Source organism: Kribbella sp. ALI-6-A (assembly GCF_001984195.1).
Taxonomy (GTDB): domain Bacteria; phylum Actinomycetota; class Actinomycetes; order Propionibacteriales; family Kribbellaceae; genus Kribbella.
Genome location: NZ_MTQN01000010.1, coordinates 745,612 through 768,226, shown reverse-complemented (window position 1 = coordinate 768,226; position 22,615 = coordinate 745,612). Strand labels below are relative to the sequence as shown.

General features: G+C 70.7%; 23 protein-coding genes. 9 read left to right on the top strand and 14 right to left on the bottom strand.

Annotated features, from left to right (window positions below; translation table 11 throughout):
* Window positions 1–173 precede the first annotated feature (173 nt).
* Together BWI15_RS18000 and BWI15_RS17995 are read left to right on the top strand one after the other, a co-directional pair.
* Window positions 174–2,423, top strand: coding sequence for a DEAD/DEAH box helicase (locus BWI15_RS18000; protein ID WP_083750905.1), 2,250 nt, complete (start codon window positions 174–176; stop codon window positions 2,421–2,423).
* Window positions 2,424–2,562: 139 nt separating this feature from the next.
* Window positions 2,563–3,477, top strand: coding sequence for a DUF4349 domain-containing protein (locus BWI15_RS17995; protein ID WP_077015538.1), 915 nt, complete (start codon window positions 2,563–2,565; stop codon window positions 3,475–3,477).
* Between the two features lie 3 nt (window positions 3,478–3,480).
* On the opposite strand, the gene BWI15_RS17990 is transcribed toward BWI15_RS17995, so the two are convergent.
* A complete protein-coding gene (locus BWI15_RS17990; protein ID WP_077015537.1) occupies window positions 3,481–4,230 on the bottom strand; it encodes a ParA family protein in 750 nt (249 codons plus the stop codon).
* An 86-nt stretch (window positions 4,231–4,316) separates the two neighbouring features.
* On the opposite strand from BWI15_RS17990, the gene BWI15_RS17985 reads away from it, so the two are divergent.
* The 3 genes from BWI15_RS17985 (at window position 4,317) to BWI15_RS17975 (ending at window position 7,753) form a co-directional block, all read left to right on the top strand.
* The gene (locus tag BWI15_RS17985) at window positions 4,317–5,831 is read left to right on the top strand and encodes an MFS transporter (RefSeq protein ID WP_077016067.1); all 1,515 of its coding nucleotides are present in this window, start codon (window positions 4,317–4,319) and stop codon (window positions 5,829–5,831) included.
* Entirely contained in the window at window positions 5,828–6,685 is an 858-nt protein-coding gene (locus BWI15_RS17980; protein ID WP_077015536.1) for an alpha/beta fold hydrolase, read from the top strand. The genes BWI15_RS17985 and BWI15_RS17980 overlap by 4 nt, the downstream gene beginning before the upstream one ends.
* A gap of 102 nt (window positions 6,686–6,787) precedes the next feature.
* Entirely contained in the window at window positions 6,788–7,753 is a 966-nt protein-coding gene (locus BWI15_RS17975) for an acetoacetate decarboxylase family protein (RefSeq protein ID WP_083750844.1), read from the top strand.
* Between the two features lie 45 nt (window positions 7,754–7,798).
* Here BWI15_RS17975 and BWI15_RS17970 read toward each other — a convergent pair whose 3' ends face one another.
* On the bottom strand, window positions 7,799–8,830 hold the full coding sequence (locus BWI15_RS17970) for a hypothetical protein (RefSeq protein ID WP_077015535.1): 1,032 nt from the start codon (window positions 8,828–8,830) through the stop codon (window positions 7,799–7,801).
* A complete protein-coding gene (locus BWI15_RS17965; protein ID WP_237771333.1) occupies window positions 8,827–9,342 on the bottom strand; it encodes an RNA polymerase sigma factor in 516 nt (171 codons plus the stop codon). The genes BWI15_RS17970 and BWI15_RS17965 overlap by 4 nt, the downstream gene beginning before the upstream one ends.
* Before the next feature lie 556 nt (window positions 9,343–9,898).
* Here BWI15_RS17965 and BWI15_RS17955 point away from each other — a divergent pair.
* Together BWI15_RS17955 and BWI15_RS17950 are read left to right on the top strand one after the other, a co-directional pair.
* Window positions 9,899–10,345, top strand: coding sequence for a hypothetical protein (locus BWI15_RS17955; RefSeq protein WP_143465672.1), 447 nt, complete (start codon window positions 9,899–9,901; stop codon window positions 10,343–10,345).
* Window positions 10,342–10,659: a hypothetical protein gene (locus tag BWI15_RS17950; protein WP_077015532.1), complete on the top strand. Its 318-nt coding sequence runs from the start codon at window positions 10,342–10,344 to the stop codon at window positions 10,657–10,659. The genes BWI15_RS17955 and BWI15_RS17950 overlap by 4 nt, the downstream gene beginning before the upstream one ends.
* Before the next feature lie 3 nt (window positions 10,660–10,662).
* On the opposite strand, the gene BWI15_RS17945 is transcribed toward BWI15_RS17950, so the two are convergent.
* The 6 genes from BWI15_RS17945 to BWI15_RS17920 all read right to left on the bottom strand — a co-directional run bounded on the left by BWI15_RS17945 (window position 10,663) and on the right by BWI15_RS17920 (window position 15,857).
* The gene (locus tag BWI15_RS17945) at window positions 10,663–11,610 is read right to left on the bottom strand and encodes an ABC transporter ATP-binding protein (protein WP_077015531.1); all 948 of its coding nucleotides are present in this window, start codon (window positions 11,608–11,610) and stop codon (window positions 10,663–10,665) included.
* 6 nt (window positions 11,611–11,616) lie between these two features.
* Entirely contained in the window at window positions 11,617–12,444 is an 828-nt protein-coding gene (locus BWI15_RS17940; protein WP_237771332.1) for an ABC transporter permease, read from the bottom strand.
* Window positions 12,437–13,228 (bottom strand): ABC transporter permease, encoded by a 792-nt coding sequence (locus BWI15_RS17935; protein ID WP_077015530.1) that lies wholly within the window; start codon window positions 13,226–13,228, stop codon window positions 12,437–12,439. The genes BWI15_RS17940 and BWI15_RS17935 overlap by 8 nt, the downstream gene beginning before the upstream one ends.
* A gap of 193 nt (window positions 13,229–13,421) precedes the next feature.
* Window positions 13,422–14,264 carry an alpha/beta fold hydrolase gene (locus BWI15_RS17930; RefSeq protein WP_077016063.1) on the bottom strand — a complete coding sequence of 281 codons (843 nt, stop codon included), beginning with the start codon at window positions 14,262–14,264 and terminating at the stop codon, window positions 13,422–13,424.
* Between the two features lie 97 nt (window positions 14,265–14,361).
* Window positions 14,362–14,979 (bottom strand): MarC family protein, encoded by a 618-nt coding sequence (locus BWI15_RS17925; RefSeq protein ID WP_077015529.1) that lies wholly within the window; start codon window positions 14,977–14,979, stop codon window positions 14,362–14,364.
* A complete protein-coding gene (locus BWI15_RS17920) occupies window positions 14,976–15,857 on the bottom strand; it encodes a PHP domain-containing protein (RefSeq protein WP_077015528.1) in 882 nt (293 codons plus the stop codon). Before BWI15_RS17920 ends, BWI15_RS17925 begins: the two co-directional genes overlap by 4 nt.
* A gap of 81 nt (window positions 15,858–15,938) precedes the next feature.
* Here BWI15_RS17920 and BWI15_RS17915 point away from each other — a divergent pair, with 81 nt between their 5' ends.
* Complete coding sequence (locus BWI15_RS17915) at window positions 15,939–16,343, top strand: NUDIX hydrolase (protein WP_077015527.1); 405 nt, start codon at window positions 15,939–15,941, stop codon at window positions 16,341–16,343.
* 138 nt (window positions 16,344–16,481) lie between these two features.
* Here the strand turns inward: BWI15_RS17915 and BWI15_RS17910 are convergent, their stop codons facing one another.
* Genes BWI15_RS17910 through BWI15_RS17895 form a run of 4 tightly spaced genes read right to left on the bottom strand, consistent with a single transcriptional unit; the run spans window position 16,482 to window position 21,096 of the window.
* Complete coding sequence (locus BWI15_RS17910; protein ID WP_077015526.1) at window positions 16,482–17,447, bottom strand: sensor histidine kinase; 966 nt, start codon at window positions 17,445–17,447, stop codon at window positions 16,482–16,484.
* On the bottom strand, window positions 17,444–18,280 hold the full coding sequence (locus BWI15_RS17905) for an MEDS domain-containing protein (protein WP_077015525.1): 837 nt from the start codon (window positions 18,278–18,280) through the stop codon (window positions 17,444–17,446). Before BWI15_RS17905 ends, BWI15_RS17910 begins: the two co-directional genes overlap by 4 nt.
* Before the next feature lie 9 nt (window positions 18,281–18,289).
* Complete coding sequence (locus BWI15_RS17900) at window positions 18,290–20,752, bottom strand: ATP-binding SpoIIE family protein phosphatase (protein WP_077015524.1); 2,463 nt, start codon at window positions 20,750–20,752, stop codon at window positions 18,290–18,292.
* Window positions 20,749–21,096 carry an STAS domain-containing protein gene (locus BWI15_RS17895; protein WP_077015523.1) on the bottom strand — a complete coding sequence of 116 codons (348 nt, stop codon included), beginning with the start codon at window positions 21,094–21,096 and terminating at the stop codon, window positions 20,749–20,751. Before BWI15_RS17895 ends, BWI15_RS17900 begins: the two co-directional genes overlap by 4 nt.
* Before the next feature lie 95 nt (window positions 21,097–21,191).
* Between BWI15_RS17895 and BWI15_RS17890 the strand changes: the two genes are divergently transcribed.
* The gene (locus BWI15_RS17890; protein ID WP_083750842.1) at window positions 21,192–22,007 is read left to right on the top strand and encodes a GNAT family N-acetyltransferase; all 816 of its coding nucleotides are present in this window, start codon (window positions 21,192–21,194) and stop codon (window positions 22,005–22,007) included.
* Here BWI15_RS17890 and BWI15_RS17885 read toward each other — a convergent pair.
* Window positions 21,937–22,524 carry a histidine phosphatase family protein gene (locus tag BWI15_RS17885; protein WP_083750841.1) on the bottom strand — a complete coding sequence of 196 codons (588 nt, stop codon included), beginning with the start codon at window positions 22,522–22,524 and terminating at the stop codon, window positions 21,937–21,939. The genes BWI15_RS17890 and BWI15_RS17885 overlap by 71 nt on opposite strands.
* Window positions 22,525–22,615 lie beyond the last annotated feature (91 nt).

Below are 22,615 nucleotides of genomic sequence, written 5' to 3'. Positions count from 1 at the left end.
GGCACCGAGTGTCGTCACGACACTCCAACCCTGGCGCCGGCCCTGTGCATTCTGTCCGTACAAGCATGTGAGAGGCGATCAGCCTGACCACCTTCCGAGAGCTCGGGGTTCTGCCCGAGATCTGTGACGCGCTCGACCGCGTCGGCATCGTGGAGCCGTTTCCGATCCAGGAGATGACGCTCCCCGTCGCACTGATGGGCACCGACCTGATCGGTCAGGCCCGGACCGGGACCGGCAAGACCCTCGGGTTCGGCATCCCGCTGCTGCAGCGCACCATCTCCCCCGGCGAACCGGACTACGAGGAGCTGGCCGCGCCCGGCAAGCCGCAGGCCCTGGTCGTGACGCCGACCCGTGAGCTGACGATCCAGGTCGCCAAGGACCTGACCACCGCGTCCACCGTGCGTTCGGTGCGGATCCTGACCATCTACGGCGGGGTCGCGTACGAGCCGCAACTGGACATGCTGAAGAGCGGCGTCGACGTCGTCGTCGGTACGCCGGGCCGGCTGCTCGACCTGGCCAACCGCGGCGTGCTCGACCTGTCGCACATCAAGGTGCTGGTGCTGGACGAGGCCGACGAGATGCTCGACCTGGGCTTCCTGCCCGACGTCGAGCGGATCCTGCGCAAGACGCCCGAACTGCGCCAGACAATGTTGTTCTCGGCAACGATGCCGTCGGCCGTGATCGGCCTGGCGCGCACCCACATGCGGCACCCGCTGAACATCCGCGCGGAGTCGCACGAGGACACCCAGATGGTGCCGACCACGGCCCAGTTCGTCTACCGGGCGCACGATCTGGACAAGCCCGAGGTGGTGGCCCGGATCCTGCAGGCCGACGACCGCGGCCGGGTGATGATCTTCTGCCGGACCAAGCGCGAGGCGGGCCGGCTCACCGACGACCTGATCGACCGCGGCTTCAAGGCCGCCGCGATCCACGGCGACCTGAACCAGCAGGCCCGCGAGCGGGCGCTGACCCGGTTCCGCGGTGACAAGGTCGACGTACTGATCTGCACCGACGTCGCGGCCCGCGGCATCGACGTCGAGGGCGTCACGCACGTCATCAACAACACCTGCCCCGAGGACGAGAAGGCCTACATCCACCGGATCGGCCGGACCGGCCGCGCCGGGGCCAGCGGCATCGCGGTGACCTTCGTGGACTGGCCGGACCTGGTCCGCTGGAAGACGATCAACAAGGCGCTCGACCTGCCGTACGACGAACCGCAGGAGATCTACTCCACCTCGCCGGAGCTCTACCACGACCTCGGCATCCCGACCGGCGCCAAGGGCCGGATCAAGCCGGCCCAGGACAAGCCCGAGCGCGACCGCCCGCCGCGGCGCAGCGAGGGCGAGTCGGGTTCCGCGCCGGCGTCGGGCGAGCGCCCGGGCCGCAAGCGGAACCGCAACCGCCGCCGGACCCGCAACGGCCGGACCGTCGAGGGCGTCGAGGGCGTCGAGCAGAAGACCGACGAAGACGTCACCGCGAAGACGCTGGTCCCGCCGACCCCGGAGACGTCGACCGAGGCCGCCGAGCACACGCCGTCGGAGCGCAAGCCCCGCCAGCGCACCCGTCGCCGCCGTGGCGCCGACCGCGCCGAGAGCACTGAGTCGCTCTCTCCGCAGTCGACCACCCCGGAGGCTGCTGTCGCGGAGCCTGCTGCGGAGTCTGCCGTCGCCGAGGTGACCGCGACTGCCACCCCGGTGGAGGAGAAGCCGCGCCGGACGCGTACGCGCCGACGCGCTGAGTCGGCTGAGGCCGCGGTCGAGGCCGCACCGGTCGAGGCTGCACCAGTCGAAGCCGCTGCAGTAGAGGCGGAAGCACCCGCGGAGAAGCCCGCCCGGCGGACCCGCACCCGCAAGGCTGCTGCCGCGCCGGTCGAGGCTGCGCCTGCGGAGGCTGTTGCCGCGCCGGTCGAAGCTGCTCCGACGGAGGTTGCCGAAGCAGTCGCCGAGAAGCCCAAGCGGACGCGGACTCGCAAGGCCGCTGCCACCGCCGAGGTCGCTGCCGAGGCCCAGCAGGCCGACGTACCGGCCGAGGCGGCTCCGGCTCGGCGGACGCGGACTCGCAAGGCGGCGGCTTCGGCCGAAGCTCCTGCCGAGGTGGCCGTCGACGCGCCCGTCGAGGAGAAGCCGAAGCGCACCCGGACGCGGAAGGCCGCTGCCGCGGCCGAAGCTGCTCCGGTAGCGGCTGAGGCGCCGGCCGAGGAGAAGCCGAAGCGGACGCGGAAGAAGGCTGCCGCGAAGCCGGCCGCCGACGAGGCCCCGGCCGTCGAGGACGCTCCGGTGGCGAAGAAGGCCGCGGCCAAGCGGACCCGGAAGACGGCCGCCACGCCGGCTGCCGACGTACCGGCGGAAGCGGCCGAGGAGAAGCCGGTCAAGCGGACCCGTAAGAAGGCCGCCACCACGCCGACCTTCACCGCACCGGAGTAACACCGAACGAACAGCGACCCCGTCCAGCCACCAGGCTGGGCGGGGTTTTCTGTTGCCGGACCGTGACCGGACGCCGCAACGCCGGACCCCCGCTCGGCCGTCCTAGGTGGACAGATCGTCGAGGGGAAAGGTGTGGGCGATGGCGAAGACGCGAATCACGGCCATGGCGGCAGGGGTCGTCCTGGCGGCCGTGGTGCTGTCCGGCTGCAGTGGCAGTGGCAACGAATCGGCCTCGTCGGCTGGGGACGCCGCGGCGCCGCAGCTCGGTGACGCCCAGCCGAAGGGCGACACGGCAGGATCGACCGGCCAGGCCGCGCCGAAGGACAAGGGTGGCGCTCCGGCGCAGCCCGCGCTGACCAGGGCGATCGTCAAGACCGGTTCGCTGACGATCGAGCACGAGGACATCGACAAGCAGCGCCAGGCCGCGATTTCGGTCGTCACCGGCCTGCGCGGACAGGTCGCCTCCGAGGACACCGGCAGCCGCAGCGACGGCCGGATCACCCGCGCGAACCTCGTGCTGAAGGTGCCGACCGCGGCGTACGAGACCGCGATCGAACGCCTCTCCGCGCTCGGCAAGCGAACCGCGATCCACCAGGAGTCCACTGACGTCACCGAGCAGGTCGTCGACGTGGACAGCCGGATCGCCTCCCAGCGCGCCAGCCTGGAACGGATGCGCGCCCTGCTGGCGAAGGCGACCACGATCGCCGAGATCGTCTCGGTGGAGTCCGAGCTGACCCGGCGCGAGGCCGACCTGGAAGCCCTGCTGGCCAAGCAGAAGGCGCTGTCCGGGCAGACCGAACTGGCCACGCTGAGCCTGGTCATCGTCGAGCCGGGCAAGGCGCCGGTCGAGGCCAAGGACGACAAGGGTTTCCTCGCCGGGCTCGCGGGTGGCTGGAACGCCTTCACCGCGACGTTCGTCGCGCTCGCGACCGTGCTCGGCGCGCTGCTGCCGTTCCTGGTCGCGCTGGCGTTGATCGCCGTCCCGCTGTGGCGGTTCCGGCACCGCCTGCGCCGTACGCCGATCGCCGCGCCGTCGGCGCCCGACCCGTCCTGAACCTCAGAGCAGCGACTTCGCCAGTTCGCGGTACGCCGCCGCGCCGGGTGTCGCCGGCGCGGTGGTCAGGATGGTCCGGCCGATCGCCGGCGCCTCGGCGAAGCGGATCGACTTCGGGATCGCCGGCTGCAGCACCGTCAGCTCGTAGGTCCCGGCGATCGTCTCCAGCACCGTGCGCGCGTGTGTCGTCCGGCCGTCGTACAGGGTCGGCAGAACGCCGAGGATCTCGAGGCCGGGGTTCGTCAGCTGCCGGACGTCGTGGATCGTGTCGAGCAGTTGGCCGACCCCGCGGTGCGCGAGCGTCTCGCACTGCAAGGGAATCAGCACCTCGGACGCGGCCGACAGCCCGTTGACGGTGAGCAGGCCGAGGGTGGGCGGGCAATCGATCAGGATCCAGTCGTACGACGACGCCAGCGGCCGCAGCGCCGTGCGCAACGCCTGCTCCGCGCTGCTGTCGCGGGACAACCGCACTTCGGCCGTCGCCAGCTCGATCGTGGCGGGCACGAGGTCCGGCCCTTCGTCGAGCGCGATCACAACGTCGCGCACCTTCGCCGCGCCGAGCAGGACGTGGTGCAACGAGATGTCGACGTCCTCCGGATCGACGCCGAGCGAGAAGGTCAGACAGGCCTGCGGGTCCAGATCGACCAGCAGCACGCGCTGCCCGAGCTCGGTCAGGGCAGCACCGAGCGAGGCGACGGTGGTCGTCTTGGCCACCCCGCCTTTCTGATTGGCGACTGCCAGCGTCCGCGGCACCCGGCCATTGTGCCGCACGGTGGAACGGGCCGCCTGTCGGGGCACCCGTTGACTTAAAGCATTGTTGAAGTTTCAGGATGTTCGGCATGACGACGACCCTGGAGACGACAACACGAGCGACCCGCCGCGAGTGGCTGGGACTCGCCGTCCTGGCCCTGCCGACCATCCTGCTCGGCCTGGACATGACCGTGCTGCACCTGGCCGCGCCGATGCTGAGCGCGGATCTCGGTCCGAGCAGCTCGCAACTGCTGTGGATCATCGACGTCTACGGCTTCGTGGTGGCCGGGCTGCTGATCACGATGGGCACGGTCGGCGACCGGATCGGCCGCCGGCGGCTGCTGATGATCGGTGCGGCCGGGTTCGCGGGCGCCTCGCTGCTGGCGGCGTTCGCGACCAGCGCCGAGCTGCTGATCGCCGCTCGGGCCCTGCTCGGGCTGGCCGGCGCGACCCTGATGCCGTCGACGCTGTCGCTGATCAGCAACATGTTCCGCGACCCGCGGCAGCGGCAGCTGGCGATCGCGATCTGGATGACGAACTTCATGCTCGGCGGGATCGCCGGTCCGCTGGTCGGCGGCGTCCTGCTGGAGCGGTTCCACTGGGGCTCGGTGTTCCTGATCGGCGTACCGCCGCTGCTGCTTCTGCTGGCCGTGGCTCGCCCGCTGCTGCCCGAGTTCCGCAACCCCGGCTCCGGCCGGATCGACCTGGCCAGCGTCGCGCTGTCGATGAGCGCGATCGTCGCGGTGGTCTACGCGCTGAAGGAGACCGCCAAGGACGGCCTGCACCTCACGACGCTCGCCGTACTGGCTGCTGGGCTGGCGACCGGCTACGCCTTCGTACGGCGCCAGCTGACGCTCACCGAACCCCTGCTGGACCTGCGGCTGTTCCACCGGACCGCCTTCAGTGTGTCGCTGGGTGCGCAGACGTTCGGCCTGTACGTCCTGGCGGCCATGCAGTTCCTCGCGGTCCAGTACTTCCAGCTCGTGCTCGGCCTGTCGCCGCTGGAGTCGGGTCTGTGGATGCTGCCGGTCGCCGTGGCGGGCATCGTCGGCACCCTGGGTGCGCCGTTCGTCGTACGACGTCTGCCGGCCGGTACGGCGATGACCCTGGGCTTCCTGATCGCCGTACCCGGCCTGGCCCTGATGGCGTTGTCCGGCCGGGCAGCGGTGGTCGCGGGCCTGACGATCGCCAGTCTGGGCATCCAGGTCGTGCTGGCTCTCACCTACGACCTGGTGGTCGGCAGTGCTCCGCCCGAGCGCGCCGGAGTTGCCTCCGGCATGGGTGAGACCGGTACCGAGTTCGGCATGGCGCTGGGCGTGGCTGTGTCCGGCAGTCTGGTCACGGCGGTCTACCGCGGCCAAGTGACCGAGCAGACCCTTCCCGCAGGGGTCTCAAGCGAGGCGCGCGACACGCTGGGCAGTGCCGTCGCCGTCGCCGAGCACCTGCCGCAGCCGCTGGCCCGAGAGGTCCTGGAACTCACCAGAGCGGCGTACACGGACGGCGTACAGCTCGCGGCGCTGGTCAGCCTGGGCATCATCGTGGTGCTGGCTGTGGCGACCGCCACCCTGTTGCGAACCAGGCAGCGGGATACCGTGGAGTCGTGAGTACGCCGCGCACCCTGACCCTGCCCGACGGGGTCCGCCCCGTCACCCTCGACACCGACCGAGGCAGCTTCGCCACCTTGCAGGCTGTGCCGGACGTCGGTACGCCGCTCGGCACGGTGCTGCTCGTCCCTGGCTGGACGGGCAGCAAGGAGGACTTCACCCCGCTGGTCGATCACCTGGCGCGCTTCGGCTGGCGGGCGGTCGCGGTCGACCAGCGCGGCCAGTTCGAGACGCCCGGCCCGGCCGACCCGTCGGCGTACACGCTGGCGGAGCTCGCGCTCGACGTGGTCGCGATGAGCAAGGCCCTGGGCGGTTACAGCCAGCTGGTCGGGCACTCGTTCGGCGGGCTGGTCGCGCGGGAGGCGGTGCTGGCCGACCCGTCGGTGTTCTCCACCGTCACGCTGCTCTGCTCGGGTCCGGGCGGCTTCAGCGATGAGGCGAAGGTGCAGGGGCTGCAGATGCTGGCCTTCGGCCTGGACAACCTGCCGATCGAGCAGGTCTACGACCTGAAGCTCGAGCACGACAGCAAGGACCCGCGGTACGTCGCGCCGGCGACCGAGATCGCGGCGTTCCTGCGCAAGCGCTTCACCGGCAACGTGCCGGCCGGCCTGGCCGAGATCACCAAGCGGCTGATCGACGCCGAGGACCGGACCGAGCAGCTGGCCGAGTCCGGTGTCCGGGTCCAGGTCGCGTACGGCGAGAGCGATGACGGCTGGCCGCTGGCGGTGCAGGACCGGATGGCCGACATCCTCGGCGTCAAGCCGCAGGTGATCGCCGACGCCGGCCACTCCCCCGCGATCGACCAGCCGGCCGCGACCGCGCGGATCCTGGTCGACTTCTTCCACGACCGCTGACCGGGCGCCCGCCCCGGTCGTTGGCCTGATCGTTGCCGAAGGCATCGATCTGACGATCCGGTGGCGATCGGATGTCTATCCGCGCTGCCTAGCGTTGCGCGCATGACAACCGAAAGCACAGACCGTACGGGCGCGGTCAACCGCCGTAGCCTGCTCGGTGGTGGACTCGCGGCCACGGTCGCCGCGTCCACTCTGACCTCGCCCGCCTCCGCGGTCGGCACTTCCGCCTTCGCTTCCACCACCGACACCACGCTGCCGCCTGGTGAGCTCAAGGGCTACAGCCTGCCGCTGAGCGCCCGCGGCACGGCCAACATCGTCGGCGCCCCGCCCTGGCACTACGTCGGCGACCTGATCGGCGCCGAGTTCTGGACGTCCGCCGATGCGGCCGCGGCGGCACTGCCGGCCGGGCTGACGCCGGACCCGGCGACAGCCGGCCACGGCTACGCGCTGTTCATCGACTGGCAGTTCTCCGGCGACCAGCAGCAGTACCTGGACCCGGACCGCAGTCTGTACTCGGAGTTCCTGGTCCTGCTCGACGCGCAGTTCAAAGGCGCGCCGGTGGCGTGGTGCCCGTACATCTTCGTCGACAACGACGCGGCGCTGGCGCGCGGCTGGTTCCAGGGTTTCCCGAAGAAGCTCGGCGTGATCAAGCAGACCCGGGCGTTCCCGGTCGCCAGCAACGCGGCGCCGGTGGTCGGCCCGGGCGGGACCTTCGCCGCCGCGATGTCGTCGGCCGGCCGCCGCCTCGCCGAGGCCCGGGTCACGCTGGAGAAGCCGACCGGCACGATCCCGGCGCTGGGCCGGCCGATCGTCAACCTGCGCCACTTCCCGCGACTCACCGCCGGCGACTTCGACAACCCGGCGGTGCACGAGCTGACCCAGTCGATCCTGGAGAACCCGACCGTCGCCAACGCGTGGTCCGGAACCAGCGACCTCAGCTTCCTCCCGGCGCCCGGCGAGGAACTGGCCGACCTGAAGATCATCCGTCAGGGGATCGGCTTCCGGGGAAGCCTGTCGTACTCGGTGCGCGATCTGAAGATCCTGACCGGGCCGGATGCGAGCAGCTGATCCAGTCGCCCTCCGGCCCGCGCTTGGGCCGGAGGGCTCGTTCGTCTAGGGAACCGGCCGGATGTACGGCTTGAGGTCGAGCGTGTCGAGTCCGATCGGCTGCAGCGCGGCCGTGGTCTTCTCGTCCAGCACCCGCAACTCGACCCGTACCGGCCGGTCGCCCGCACCGAGACCGACTGACGTGATCCCGTACTCCGCGGCCGGCAGCGCCTCGACGGCCTTCTGCTGCTTGGCCGCCTCCGCATGGCTCACCTTCACCTGCGTCACGCAGAGGTTGCCGGCGACCAGCGGGTCCAGCGCCCGGCGTACCGCGGCGACGTCTCCGTGCGCGACGCCGATCACCAGCACGCTCGGCTTGTTCGGCGGGGCTCCCGGCTTCGTCTCGGTCGGGAAGCCCTCGGGCCAGCCGATCCACGGGTTCTGCAACTGGCTGGTCCGCGCCTTCACGAACTGCTCGACCGCGGGAGTGATCGACTGACTCGCATCCCCGGGCTTCCAGCCTCCGGCCGGAGGCGCACACGGCACGCCCGGCGCCGGTTCCTCGGGCTGCACCTGAGCCGGCGGCCCTTGCTGCTCGACCAAGATCGTCCCGGCCTTCCACGTGCCGACCAGATGGGCCTCGCCCGACGTCACGCCCTGGATCACCCTCAGGTCGACCAGGCGGTTCAGGTCGACGCCGGTCAGCTCGACTGCTCCACCGGGTGCGCAGGCCGGCGGCTTCTCGCCGGGGTCGAGCTGCGCGGTCGTCGGCAACGGCACGCAGTACCGAACCGGTACGCCGGGCGCCGCGACCACCTGACCGCTCACCTCGACCCGGTCGCCGTCCCGCACCGCCAGGGGATGCGCCTTGTCGTTGCTAGGGGCAACCACCGGCTCGTCGCCGCGCGGCAGCCAGATCAGGGCCGCCGTGGCGATCGTCGCCACGCTCGCGGCCGCCAGCGCCGGGACCACCCACCGCCGCGGCTTGCTGTTGCGTGTGATCCGCTCCAGGTCCGGCTCCGGCGCCGAGGGCTGCCCGGCCCGCCACCGAGAACCCGCCTGCCGCAGCAGCTCGTCGATCTCGTCGGTCGGTGTCATTCGCTGACCTCCAGCAAGGACCGCAGGCGAGCCCGCGCATCGGAAAGAGTTGACTTCACGGTGCCCTCGGAGCACCCCATCACCGCCGCCGTGTCGGCCACCGACAGATCGGCGAAGTAGAAACAGTCCACCGCCAGCCGCTGCCGCGCCGACAGCGCCTCCATCGCCTGCACCACGTCCACCCGGCCCTCGACGTCGCCACGCGCCTCGACCACGTCCCCCTCCGCCAGCTCAGCCACCGGCCGAACCCGCCGAGCCGCCTTCCGCGCCTGATCAGCCGTGATCGCCAGCAACCACGCCGACGCGGATCCCCGCGCCGCGTCGTACTGCCGGCGCTTCATCCAGGCCCGCGCCAGCGCCTCCTGCACGATGTCGTCCCGATCCGCCCCCACCGCCAACCGAGCCGCCACCCGAGCCATCGCCGGCAGATGCGGCCGCACCCACGCCACGAACCCGGCCCCGTCCTCCGGAGGGACCACCACCCCACCCCGCTCGATCACCGTCGCAGCCACACCCTGTCTACCCTCTCCACCCCCACACGGTTGGGTCTCACCCTCCAGAACAGCAACGACGTCGTTCCCGGCAGGTCACACGGCGCGGGTGGGCGGGGTTATCCACAGATGTGAAATCCCACCCCACAGCCCCGCCGCGAATAACTACGGTCGAAGGACCACGACCACTGGGGGATCACGATGGGGGACGACCGCCTACCAGAACCGGCGGAACTGCACGCCCACCTCAGCCGCGACCAGCCACTCGACTGGGGAGACCTGCCGACCCGGCAGGAGATCACCGCGAAGTACGGCGCCACGGCGACCACCAGGGCCCTCGCCTTCTTGGCCCGCGCTGCCGAGGTCGAGCCGCGCATCACGGCCGACGTCACCAGCGCGATCGACGACGACGCGTTCGCGTACCACTTGAAGAACCGGATGAAGTCGCCGCAGTCCCTGGCCCCGCAAGCTTGCAAAGCTCAAACGCTTCGGTCCGTCGTCCCCACCGCCCGAGGACGTGCTCAGGTACACCGTCGGCGTCGACCACCCCGACCAAGTCGTGCGGGCCGCTCGCCGGGTGGTGGACAAGATGACCGCGCGCGGCTGGTCGATGGAGTCGGCCCACCACTCCTACCACCCGGGAAGCCGCTACAAGGGACTGCACTTCTTCCTCCGCGGGCACGGGCAGGTGATCGAGATCCAAGTCCATTCACGACAGTCGATCGCGGTCAAGGAGACGACGACCGAGCCGTACGAGATTTTCCGTGACGAGACCCGTTCGAGGTCCGAACAGAACGCCGCCATGGACGAATGCATCAGGCATTCGGAGCCGATGATCCAGCCCGCCGGAATCGACACCCTGAAAGACCTGGGCGGCGTACCGGTCGAGCTCAGACGCTACGGTAGGAGGCCCGAGAAATCGCCCCGTTCTGTCGAGGGCGAAGCTTCGCGGAAGCAGGACCGCCGGCCGCAGCCACCGCACCGGCGTCGCGACAACGACGGACGGGACGGGATCGGGCGATGACACGGCTGTTCACGATCAAGACCAGGACCGGCGTACCACTCCTGGTGGCTGCGGTCATCGACGACGACGTGTGGACGTACGTCGCCAACACCGGCAAGTTCCACCGCAACCCGTCCGCGCGGGAGGATTACTTCTACCTGCAGCAGCAGGAGTACGAGGCCATCGGTATCCCCGAGGCCCAGCGCCTGATCGCCGGCGGTCTCGGCCTGTTCGATGCCGAGGCCGATCCGGAGACCGTCCAGGAATGGCTCGACGATCCCTCGCCGATGGACCCCGACGTCGTCTTCGCCTCCCTGGCCGCGGATCTCGGCTAGCGCTCAGCCGCCGGCGTACAGCTTGGTGATGATGGATTCGATCGGCGGCTCCTGGACCGACAGGTCGACCAACGGGTAGCTGGCGGCGATCTCCGCGACCAGTGGGGCGGCTGAGGTGGTGGGTGGGAAGGACAGCCACTGGCGTGGGCCGTCGGTGCGGGTGACGGTGGCGCCTTGGACGGTGATCGGCGGGTGTGGGGTGGCCAGGTCGACGACCAGCGTGCGGGGCGCGGACTGGGACGCGCGCAGGCCGGTGAGGGTGCCGTCGTAGACCTGGTGGCCGTGGTCGATGACCATGACGCGGGAGCAGAGGGCTTCGATGTCGTCGAGGTCGTGGGTGGTGAGGATGACGGTGGTGCCGCGGTCCTGGTTGAGTTGGGCGAGGAACGAGCGGAGGCGGGCCTTGCTGACGATGTCGAGGCCGATGGTGGGTTCGTCGAGGTAGACGATCTCGGGGTCGTGCAGGAGGGCGGCGGCGATGTCGCCGCGCATGCGTTGGCCCAGGGAGAGCTGGCGGACGGGGACGTCGAGCAGGTCGCCGAGGTCCAGGAGTTCGACGAACGTCGCGAGGTTTTCGCGGTGGCGGTCGCGGGGGACGCCGTACATTTTCTGAAGTACGGCGAAGGAGTCCTTCAGCGGCAGGTCCCACCACAGCGTGGTGCGTTGGCCGAAGACGACGCCGATGCGTTTGGCCAGCCGGGTGCGGTGGCGGGACGGGTCGACGCCGGCGACCCGGATGGTGCCGCTGGTGGGGACCAGGATGCCGGTGAGCATCTTGATCGTGGTGGACTTGCCGGCGCCGTTCGGGCCGATGTAGCCCATCACCTCGCCGGGCTCGACGGTGAACGACAGGGCGTCGACCGCGCGGACCTCGCGGCGGGTGCGGCGCAGGCCGGTGCGGGTGGAGACGGTGAACGCGCGGGACACCTGGTCCAACTCGATGACGGGCACGAGGAATCAACTCCCGGTACTGCGGTAGCGACGGAGACCGCCTCGCCAGGCCAGCGACGCGATCGCGGTCATCACGACCGCGACGGCCGGGGCCAGCAGGCCGATCCAGGACGGCAGGCCCAGCGGGGCCGGTTTGCCCAGCACGTAGAGCACCGGGTAGTAGTTCACGAAGGCCAGCGGTACGACGAACGTGACGGCGCGCACGATGTCCTGGCCGAAGATCGACAGCGGGTACTGGGTGAGCTGCTGCCCGCCGTACGTGAACGAGTTGGCCACTTCGGCGGAGTCGATCGACACGAACTGGAACGCCCCGCCGAGCACGAAGATCGCGGCGAAGATCACCGCGCCGCTGACCAGCGACAAGGTCAGGAACAACACTTTGCCGACGGTCCAGTCGATGTCGACGGCACCGATTCCCAGCCCGAGGATCAGCCCGGCCTGCAGCGGCCGGCCGAGCCGGCGCAACGCGAAGTTGTCCGCGACCGCCTGGACGAACGCCGGGACCGGGCGGACCAGCCAGACGTCCAGGTCGCCGGTACGGATCCGTTGCCCGACGCGTTCGATCGAACCGGTGACCAGGTCGGCGATGCCGAGCGTCATCGAGGCGGTCCCGTACAGCAGCGCCATCTGGCCCAGATCGAAGCCGCCGAAGCTCTCGATGTGGCTGAACATCAGCAGCACCGCGACGAAGTCGGTCACCGTGACCAGCGCCGAGCCGATCAGCAGGAACACGAACGACGCCGGGTAGGCCAGCGAGGACCGGATCCACATCAGCACCAGCATCCAGTACTGCCCCGGCCAGGCCATTGCCCTGCGCAACGACAGGTCAGCCACCCTGGATCACCACCTTCCGGGTCGCCAGCACGGTCGCGAACCGCCCGAGCAGCAGCAGGACGACGATCCAGCCGAGCTGGAACGTGAGCGCCCGCGCGGGCAGGTCCTGCCCGAGCCAGACGTCGATCGGCACCTGCATCGTCGCCGCCCACGGCGTCGCCCGCGCGAACTCCCCGAACCAGCCCGGGAACACCACCAGCGGCAGGATCGTGCCGGAGAAGAACAGCGACAGCACCATCGCCAGGCCCTCCAGCCCCCGCGAGTCGGTGATCCAGAACCCGGACAACGCGACCAGATAGCGGATGCCGAAGCTGACCAGGATCCCGAACATCAGCGCGATCCCGACCGCGAGCCCCTGCAGCGCGGACGACGGGAAGCGCAGGTCGAAGACCAGCGAGCCGACCAGCAGCGGTACGCCGCCGCGCGCGAGCAGCTCGAACGCCGCCCGGCCGGCGTCCACCGACAACCACCACAGCATCAGGTGGGTGGGCCGGTACAGGTCGACGGCGATCGCGCCGGTGCGGATCCGCTCGCCGAGCTCGACGGTGGTGCTCGCGCCGAAGATCCCGATCGGCGTCAGCAGTCCCTGCTGCAGCCAGACGAACGTGAGCGCGTCGGTCACGTCGTACCCGCCGAGGTTGGGGCGCTGGTCCCACAGCGTCAGGTACACGCCGCAGAAGATGAAGCCGAACACCGTGTTGGTGAACGCGCCCGACAAGGTGGCGATCCGGTACGTCGAGAACCGGCGGAACGACCGGACCGCGATCGCCCAGTAGACGCCCACGGCAACCTCCTGACACTGTTGTGAAGGTGGTGTCCGGGGCACAGCGGCACGCTGAACTGCCCCGGATCCAGAAGGACCCGGGGGTTCGGACACCACTGTGATGGCACGTCGAAGCATGCCGTTGTCAACGGAAGGGAAGTGACGGTACGCCGGGCCGCCGCGACGCGTCAACTGCAATTGCGGCGACCGGGGATCAGCCGGTCAGATCCGACTCGAGCAGCCGGCTGAGCAGCGTCGCGAAGGCGACCGGATGGGTCGCGTAGCCGGTGTGGCCGCCGGGAAACGTGACGACCGGCCAGCCGATCTCGTCGGCGATGGCGGCGATCGGGCGGGCGGGCAGGTGTTCGGCGGAGTCGGCGCCGGCCGCGGGCACGATCTTGGCGGCGACCTCGCGGAGCGCGGCCAGGTCCGGACGGTAGCGGGTGAACGGCAGCAGCTTGTGCGCGAAGAAGACGTCCGCGTTCGCCAGCATCCGCTCCACGGCCTGCCGGTACTCCGGCCGCAGATCCTCCGGCGCCGGCCGGTCGTCCTCGTCCAGGCCCAGCCCGCCGGCGAACAGGCGCAGCGCGACCATCGCACCGTCCTCGGCGTACGTGGCGTGCACGTCCTCGAAGAACGCGTGCGCGGTCGCGGCATCCGGCAGTACGCCGACCGCCGGCGGCTCGTGCGCGACCAGCATCCGCACCCGCTCGGGGTGCCGGGTGATCAGCTCCAGCCCGGTGATCGCACCCGACGAGCTGCCGAACACGTACGCCGCTTCGCCGCCGCCCACCGCGTCGATCAAGGCCAGCGCGTCCTCGGCCGACCGGTCGACCCGCTCGTCAGCCGGCCGCCCGTCGTACGGGCTCCGGGAGTTGCCGCGCGGGTCGTAGGTGACCACGGTGTAGTCGGCCGCCAACTGCCCGACCACCAGGTCGAAGACGCCCCCGTCGGTGAGACCGCCCGCGATCAGCAGCAGCACCGGTCCGCTCCCGGTGACCTCGTAGTGCAACGTCGCGCCCGGCACAGCCAGCTTGTTCACGGTTTTCGTGGTCATGGTCACCCCTCTGTGGTTCGGTGACCCCAGCCTCCGCCACCCCGCTGGCACGGCACGCACACGGCGCTGGCACGGCGCCGGTCAGCCCGGCCTGGAGTCAGCCGGCCTTGATGAAGTCCGCGACCGCGTCGGCGACGAGTTGCACGGCGATGGCGCTGAGCAGCAGGCCGGCGATGCGGGTGACGAGCAGGACGCCGTTCTCGCCGAGGATGCGCATGATCAGGCCGGAGAAGCGCAGGGTCAGCCACATCACCAGGTGGATCAGCACGATGCCGACCGAGATCGCGACGACCTCGGGCAGCGAGCCGTCGGCGCGCTGGACGAAGACCATGGTGGCGACGATCGCGCCGGGGCCGGCCAGCAGTGGGGTGCCGAGCGGGACGAAGGCGATGTTGGCGTTTTTGGTCTGGACCGGGTCCTCGGCGGTGTCGGTCAGCAGCTGCAGCGCGATCAGGAGCAGCAGCAGACCGCCGGCGGCCTGGAGGGCGGGCAGGGTGATGCCGAGGTTGTGCAGGATCTGCTGGCCGAACGCGGCGAACACGACGATCACGCCGAAGGCGACCAGCACGGCCTGCCAGGCGGCCTTCTTGCGGACCGCGCGGGACTGGCCGGCGGTCAGCGAGATGAACACCGGCACCGTGCCGGGCGGGTCCATGATCACGAACAGCGTGACGAAGACCTCGCTGAGCAGGCCGAAGTTGATCACGGAGTTCACGGCAGGTAGACCTCTGGCGCGTCCGCCCCACTGGCCGCGGCGTTGACCTTGGCGACCTCGAGCAGCCGCTGGAACTGCTCGGGATCGGTGCCGTTCACGCCGAGCTCGTGGTTGATCTTGCCCAGGCCGTGGTGGTCGCTCGAACCGGTCCAGATGATGCCCAGATCCTGGGCGATCCCGCGCAGCGTCTCCCGCGACTGCGGCGAGTGGTCCTGGTGGTCGACCTCGATCCCGGCCAGCCCGTGGTCGGCGACCAGGCGGGCGATCGTCTCCGCGGTGACGACCTTGTGGCTGGAGCGGCCCCACGGGTGCGCGATCACCGGGACGCCGCCGGCGGCGCGGACCAGGTCGATCGCGCGGCCCGGCTCGATCGCGTAGTGCGACACGTGGCCCGGCCGGCCGTCGGCCAGGAACCGGTCGAACGCCTCGCCACGGTCCGCGACGGTGCCGTTGGCAACCAGCGCGTCGGCGACGTGCGGCCGGCCGACCGACGGCGTACCGGTCGCCTGGGCGAGCACGTCGTCGACGGTGAGCTCGACGCCCATGCCGTTGAGCCGGGCGACGATCGAGGGGATCCGGTCGGTCCGGCCGTCGCGCACGATCCGCAGCTCCTCGGCCAGCGGCTGGTACGACGGGTCGGGCAGGTAGCCGAGCAGATGGACGGCGATGCCGTGCAGCTTGCAGGAGATCTCGATGCCGGGGACGAACCCGATGCCGAGCTCCTCGGCGGCGCGCCGGCCCTCGGCCCAGCCGTCGGCCGTGTCGTGATCGGTGAGCGCGATCACGTCCAGGCCGTCCCGCTTCGCGTGCGCGATCAGGACGTCGACCGGGTCGGTGCCGTCCGAGCGGTTCGAATGGGTGTGCAGGTCGATGCGCACGAGCGATCGGGATCCCTTCTCTGGACAAAGTCTCGACAGAGATGCTATCCGGACCGCGCCCTGGTCCTTACTGTTATCCACATGGAGCGTGACCGGGTCGACTGTGTCGGAGCCCTTGTGTACGACGACCAGCGCCGCCTGCTGCTGGTCCAGCGGGCCAACGAACCCGGTCGCGGGCTGTGGTCGTTGCCGGGTGGCCGGGTCGAGCCCGGCGAGGACGACCCGACCGCCGTGGCCCGCGAGGTCGAGGAGGAAACCGGTCTCCAGGTGCGGGTCGGCGACCTGGTCGGCGAGGTCGAACGGGAGGCGCCCGGGCGGCGGCTGTACGTGATCCGCGACTACGAGGCCGAACCGGTCGGCGGCACGCTGCGCGCCGGGGACGACGCCGACGACGCCCGGTTCGTCAGCCGCGACGAGTTCGAGAACCTGCCGACCGCCACCCTGCTCGCTTCCACCCTCGCCCAGTGGAACGCCCTCCCTGGCTGAGGCCGCGCGGCATCAGCAGACCGACGTGCGTCCACCGGCCGGTGAAGTTGCTAGCGGCAACGCCGCCGGAACCAGCGGGGCGTCCGAGCGACAACCGGCAAAACCTCGCCGAACCCAGTCGGGCGTCCGAGCGACGACTCAGTTGCGCGGAGCCGTGTCCAGGGCGACGAACGCGTAGACGGCCGTGCCGTGGTCGGTCGTGTGGGTCCGGACGAGGTCGGCCAGCTGGTTGACCAGCAGCAGGCCACGACCGTTCAGCTGTCCGGGCTCGGCCGGGATCTTGCCTACCAGTGGATCGGTCAGCCGCCCGCTGTCGCGGACCTCGCAGACCAGTTGGTTCCCGTCCCGCCAGATCCGCAGTTCCCCGTCGCCGTCGGTGTGCCGGATGCTGTTCGCCACCAGCTCCGTGGCGATCAGCTGCAGGTCGGCGATCCGGTCCGCACCCAGTCCGAGCCGTTCCGCGTGCTCACCGGCGAACTTCCGGGCGTCTCGTGACCGGACGGAGCTGCTGATCGGCAGAACGGCGGCGTCCGCGGCGCCGGACAGGTCGTCCAGCGGCTCGTTGTACCGGCTGACGATCGCTTCTGGCGCGTACCTGTCGCTCTCGTAGCTCCGCGTCCCCTCCCAGACCACCGGGTGGGTGAGCAGCGCGTCGTCCACCGCCCGCTGGTCCAGCGCGGACAGGTCGTAGGGACACACGATGGTCACGTCGCGGCCGGCGAACGCCAGGTTGATCAGCGCCTCGTGCTGGGCGCAGGCCGGGTACTCCAGCTCGCTGCGGCCGGCCCAGATCGGCTCGCCCACGATCCGGACGTGGGTGTCGGCGTGGTCGTCGGCGAACCGGCGCAGCACCGTGGGGATGATCCGCCCGGGGTTGCGTCCGGCCTGCTCCATGTCGATCAGCGTCACGTCGTCCGCCGCCGCGCCCAGCGCATGCCGCAGCAGCCGCAGTTTCGCGGCCGGCACCGCGACGGCCACGGGCTGGCCCAGCGCCAGTCCCTCGGTGATGAACGGGATCAAACCGTCCAGGTAATCGCGGTCGGAGCGGTAGAACAGCGCCGGATGGACGAATCCGGTCGATGTTTCGGTGGCACTGGTCGTCATGCAGCCTCCACACGAACGCCGGGCAGCCCGAGCAGCTCCGCCAACCGCGGAGCTCCGGGCCACGACGTCCGCAGTACGACGTCGACGCCGAGGTCGGCAGCGTGCCGGGACAGGCGGACCAGCCCGGCATGGTCGACGAAAGTCAGTCGGGTGCCGTCGAGGACCACCTGGCCGCCGACGGCCTCCAGATGCGCCCGCTCCAGCGCGAGGGCGAACAAGTCGTCGCTGAACAGATCGAGCTCGCCGGCCAGTGCGGGCACCGCCCCGGGAGCGGCGTACAGCCGGAAGTCGACGGCCGCGTTGGTGCTGGGATGCAGACAGGCCAGCTGTGCGATCGCCGCGTCGCCGAGCCGGGTCCGGTCGTAGCCGCAGAGAGCGGAGAACGGGCGCTCGGTCATGTAGCGGTCGATCAGGTGCTCGTAGCGAGTGAACGAATCCAGCTGCTCCCCGGTCAGCACCAGTTGGGTGGCCTCCGCCGCCACCCGGAGCCCGGCGAAGCCGTCGGCCAGCGCCTGGTCGGTCGCCACCGCGTACGACGCCACCTGATCCTGCGGCCGCACCACGGCGCCTACCGCGTACGTGGCGTCCAGCGACGCCACCTGGGCAGCGCCGGACCGTAGGGCCTGATCCATCCCGTCGACCTCACGCAGCTCCTCGGTCAGCGTCCGGACATCGCCCGGAGCGGTGTACCAGACGCGGTACCCCTCGGCGAGACCGTCAACCAGGAACTCGTGGGCCCGGGCGCGGAAGTCCTCGGGCGTGTCGTACTGCCAGCACACGTGGTCGTGAGCACCCAGCCCACGCACGTGACCAACCAGCCCTGACCGTCGCATGCGGCGAGTCTACCCAGGCCGGGACGACGGCGTGTCGATCTCTGCCCAGACCACCTTGCCGTCCGGTGTGCTGCGGGTCCCCCACCGCGCCGCGTAGGCGTTGACCAGATACAGGCCACGATGCCGCTCCTCCTCGACGCCGGGCTCGGACATCCGGGGCGTCGCGACGTCGTGATCGGCGACGTCGATCGTCAGCCGGGCGCCGTCGTGGTGCAGCCGGAGCGCGACGGGGCGGCCGCTGTGCCGTACGGCGTTGCTGACCAGTTCGACGGCCACGGTGAGTGCCGGCTCGACGACCTCGGTCAGCTCCCACCGGGTCAGCTGCTCACGGACGAACGTCCGTGCGCGGGCGCCGACGGCGGGATCCGCGGTCAGCGGCAGCGACGCGGTCCGGCGGTACCCGTCGAGGTGGTGCACGTGCAGCAGCGCCACGTCGTCGTCGTGCTCGTTGTCGGTCAGCCGGTCGATCATCCGGTCGCACGCGGTCCGCAGGTCCTCGTCGCCGGACAGTTGGTCCAGCTCGCCGATCAGGTCCCGCAAGCCCGCGGCGACGGTACGTCGGCGGCTCTCCACCAGGCCGTCCGTGGTCAGCGTCAGCCGCGCCCCCGGCGGGAACTCGGCCTGCTGCTGCAGAAAGGTGTCGCCGACACCGAGCGGCATCCCGAGCCCCTCCCCGATCAGCTGGGAGTGGCCGCCGGGTGGCGTCAGCACCGCCGGCAGGTGGCCGGCGTTCGCGAACGTCAGCGTCTGGTCGACCGGGTCGTGCACGGCGTACAGGCACGTGACGAAGGTGGTCTTCACGGTGTGCTCGGCCAGGTGCGACACGTGCCGCAGCAGGTCGGCGGGTGGCAGGTCGAGCAGCGCGTACGAGCGGACCGCCATCCGGATCTGGCCCATCACCGACGCGGCGGTGACCCCACGGCCGACGACGTCGCCGATCACGAACGCCGTGCGTCCGGCCGGCAGTTCGATCACGTCGAACCAGTCCCCACCGACCTCCGAGCCGGTCGCGGCCGGCAGGTACCGGGAGGCGATCTCCAGGTGCGCGATCTGCGGGACGGTGGGCAGCATGCTCCTGGCCAGCTCGGTCGCCATCCGCTGCTGGGCGGAGAACAACCGCGCGTTGTCCAGCGCGATCGCCGCGTAGCCGGCGATCCCTTCGGCCAACTGCTGGTGCCGGGCGGTGAACCGGCCGGGTTCGGAGTGGCCGAAGAAGAATCCGCCGAGCACCTGCTGGGACGACGGAGAGATCACCGGCACCGCCAGGTAGCTGCGGACCGGCAGGTGCCCGGCGGGCATGCCGAAGTGCGGCGCGTTCCGGCCGTAGCGCGGGTCGCGGGTGATGTCGTCGGACCGCATCACGCCCCGGCCGTCGAAGGTGGCGGCGAACACCGCGGTCTTGCGCGGCATGGGGAACCGGTCGAACGCCTCGCGCGGTACGCCGGACAGGGTGTAGAGCGTGTACGACTCGCCGTACTGGTCGATCAGGTTGTAGAAGAACGCGCCGAACTCGGCCTCCGTGGCCTGCGTCGCGGCGTCGGTGGCGTCCTGGACCAGTGCGTCGAGGTCGAGCTGCGCGGTCAGGCGCCGGCCGACCACCTGCAGCGTGTCCACCAGGTCGGCCTCGGCCCGCAGCCGCCGTACTGCCTCCTCCAGCTCGGCCGCCTGGGACCGGGAGGACTCCTCCAGCACCTGCAGATGCTCGCGCAGCGCCGCCCGCTGCGCCTCCAGCCCTACCCGGCCCGAACCGACATGGGAATGCGCCAGCAATCCGGCCCGGACACTGACGGCGACGGCCCGGAACAGGTCCGCGACCTCGGCCGGGATGACGACGCGGGCGAACATCACCACACAGAACATCTCGCCGTCGGGCAGCGCGCCGCCGAAGGCGAGGACCGAACGAATGCCGTGCCGGCGGACGAACTCCTGGTCCGGAACGTGCCGGCTGCCCGCCGCCTCGGCAACATGGAACACGTCGAACCGGCCGCTGCCGACCGCGCCGGCCACCACGTCGGCCGCCTGCAGACCGAGCCCCGACACGAGGGCGGAAACCATCGGCGCCGCGGCGACCGTCGCGGTCGAGGCCAGCGGGATCAGGCGATGCCGCCGCGACAGGGCCGGGTCGTTCAGCCCCGGCTCCCGCCCGACGGTGGCCTCCAGCGTCAAGCACCGCAGATCCGCGGCAGCGGGGCCCTGCACCTGTTCCAGCACGATCCGCCGCAATTCGTCGCCGAGGTCGGCGAACCTCCGGGTCGAGAACAGTCGCACGAGCTCCAGCACCGATTCCCCGTCGCCGTCCACGAATCCGTCCCGCAACTGGCGGACGACCGCGGTGGCGGCCGGGACGAACCCTTCCGCGGACTCGGCCGTGGTCCGCAGCTCGGCGGCCAGCCGGACCATGTCCGACAGTCCGAACAGCCCGAAGTCGTAGCCGCCGCGTGGTCGCCGCGGGGCCGGGACGTCGGTGATCATGGCTGCGAGGACTTCCCGGCGGCCGGGACCTCCTGATGGATCACCAGCAGCCGGTGCAGCATGGTCACGGTGATCGCCGCCTCCACTTGCGGGCGCAGCCGGGCCAGCGCGAACTCGGCGCCCACCGCCTTGGCACGCTTGTGCAGGCGAACCAGCGCGCTCAACGCACTGGAGTCGCAGAACGTCAGCTCGGACAGGTCGAGCACCAGTGACCGGCCGGTGACCACCAGCGACTCCACTGCCTGGAGGAACTGCGGTGCCGTCCCGAAGTCCAGCTCACCGGACACCTTCGCGACCACATCCGTTCCGCGGTCGTCGACATCGACCGACAGCAACTCGTCCATCGTGACCTTCCTGCCTGCCCTGTCCGCCATCAGCCGGGACACGATACCCACAACCTCGCCCGGCAATCTGACACCGGCAACCTGACAATGGACCGATGACGATCCAGGCGATCGAGGACAACACCGCCGAACTGCTGCTCCGGATGGGCAGCAGGGGCGGAGGAGCACACCGCGACGATGCGAAGGCACGCTGGACCATCGGCGGGTCACCGATCGACTACCACAACGCGGTGGTCGCCGCGGACCTGACCACCGGCGATGCCGACGCGGTGATCGCCGAGTCCGCCGAGCTGATGAAGGCCCACGGCGTGCCCGGCACGTGGCACGTCGGACCGTCGATGCGGCCGGGCGATCTGGGCGAACGGTTGCTGGCGGCAGGGTTCACCGACGAGGGCCGGGAGCCGGCGATGGCGGTCGAGATCGCCCAGGTCACCGGCCAACCGCCGAACGGCCTGGAGATCACCAGGGTCCACACCGAACAGGACCTGGCCGTCTGGGTGGACACGCTCGGCCGCGGATTCGGCGAAGGCGTCATCGAGGCCGAGTGGGTCGGCGGGATCTACCGGCAGGAAGGCTTCGACGACCCCTGGCGGCACTACCTCGCCCGGCTCGACGGCGAACCGGTGGGCACGGCAACCGTCTTCCTGACCCCGGGAGTCGCCGGAATCTACTTCGTGATGACCGTGCCCGAGGCCCGACGGCAAGGCATCGGCGCCGCGATCACCCGGTACGCCGTACGCGCGGCGGCCGACGTCGCGCAGTACGCCGTCCTGGAGTCCTCAGCGGCCGGGCAGTCGGTCTACCGGCGGATCGGGTTTCGTGGGTGGGCGAGATCGCGCTCTACGCGTTCCACTGATGAACGGCCGGTGAGCCGCGGTCCCAGCCGAGGACCGAGACCGTGGCGGTGTTGAGGACGAAGTGGCGGCCCTCGGTGACGTCGAGCTCGAGCCAGCGGGCGGTCAGCGCGCGCAGGGCGTGGGAGTGACCGAAGACCAGCACGTCGCCGTCGACGGCGGCGATCCGGGCGTTCACCCGGTCGAGGCGGGCGGCGACCTGTTCGGGCGTCTCGCCGTTGGGTACGGGATTCGCCCAGACCGTCCAGCCCGGCACGGTCTCGCGGATCTGCGCGGTGGTGATGCCTTCGTAGTCGCCGTAGTCCCATTCGACCAGGTCGTCGTCGACCTCGGCGTTCGCGAAGCCCGCCAGTTCCGCCGTCCGCCGGGCGCGTTGCCGTGGGCTGGTCAGCACCAGGTCGAAGTCGTGGCCGGCCAACCGCTCGCGCAGTTCGCCGGCGATCCGCTCACCCTCCGCGGTCAGCGGCAGGTCGGTCGTGGACGTGTGCCGGCCCGACTTGCTCCACTCGGTCTCGCCGTGCCGGACCAGCCAGAGCTGGTCCTTCCGCTCCGCTGACTCTGCGTGTATGGTCACCGATCCATCGTCTCAGACCACGAATCCAGCGGCCGCGAACCCTTGACCAACCGCCCCGTCACAGGGCAGGGTCGAAAACTGTAAGCGCTTC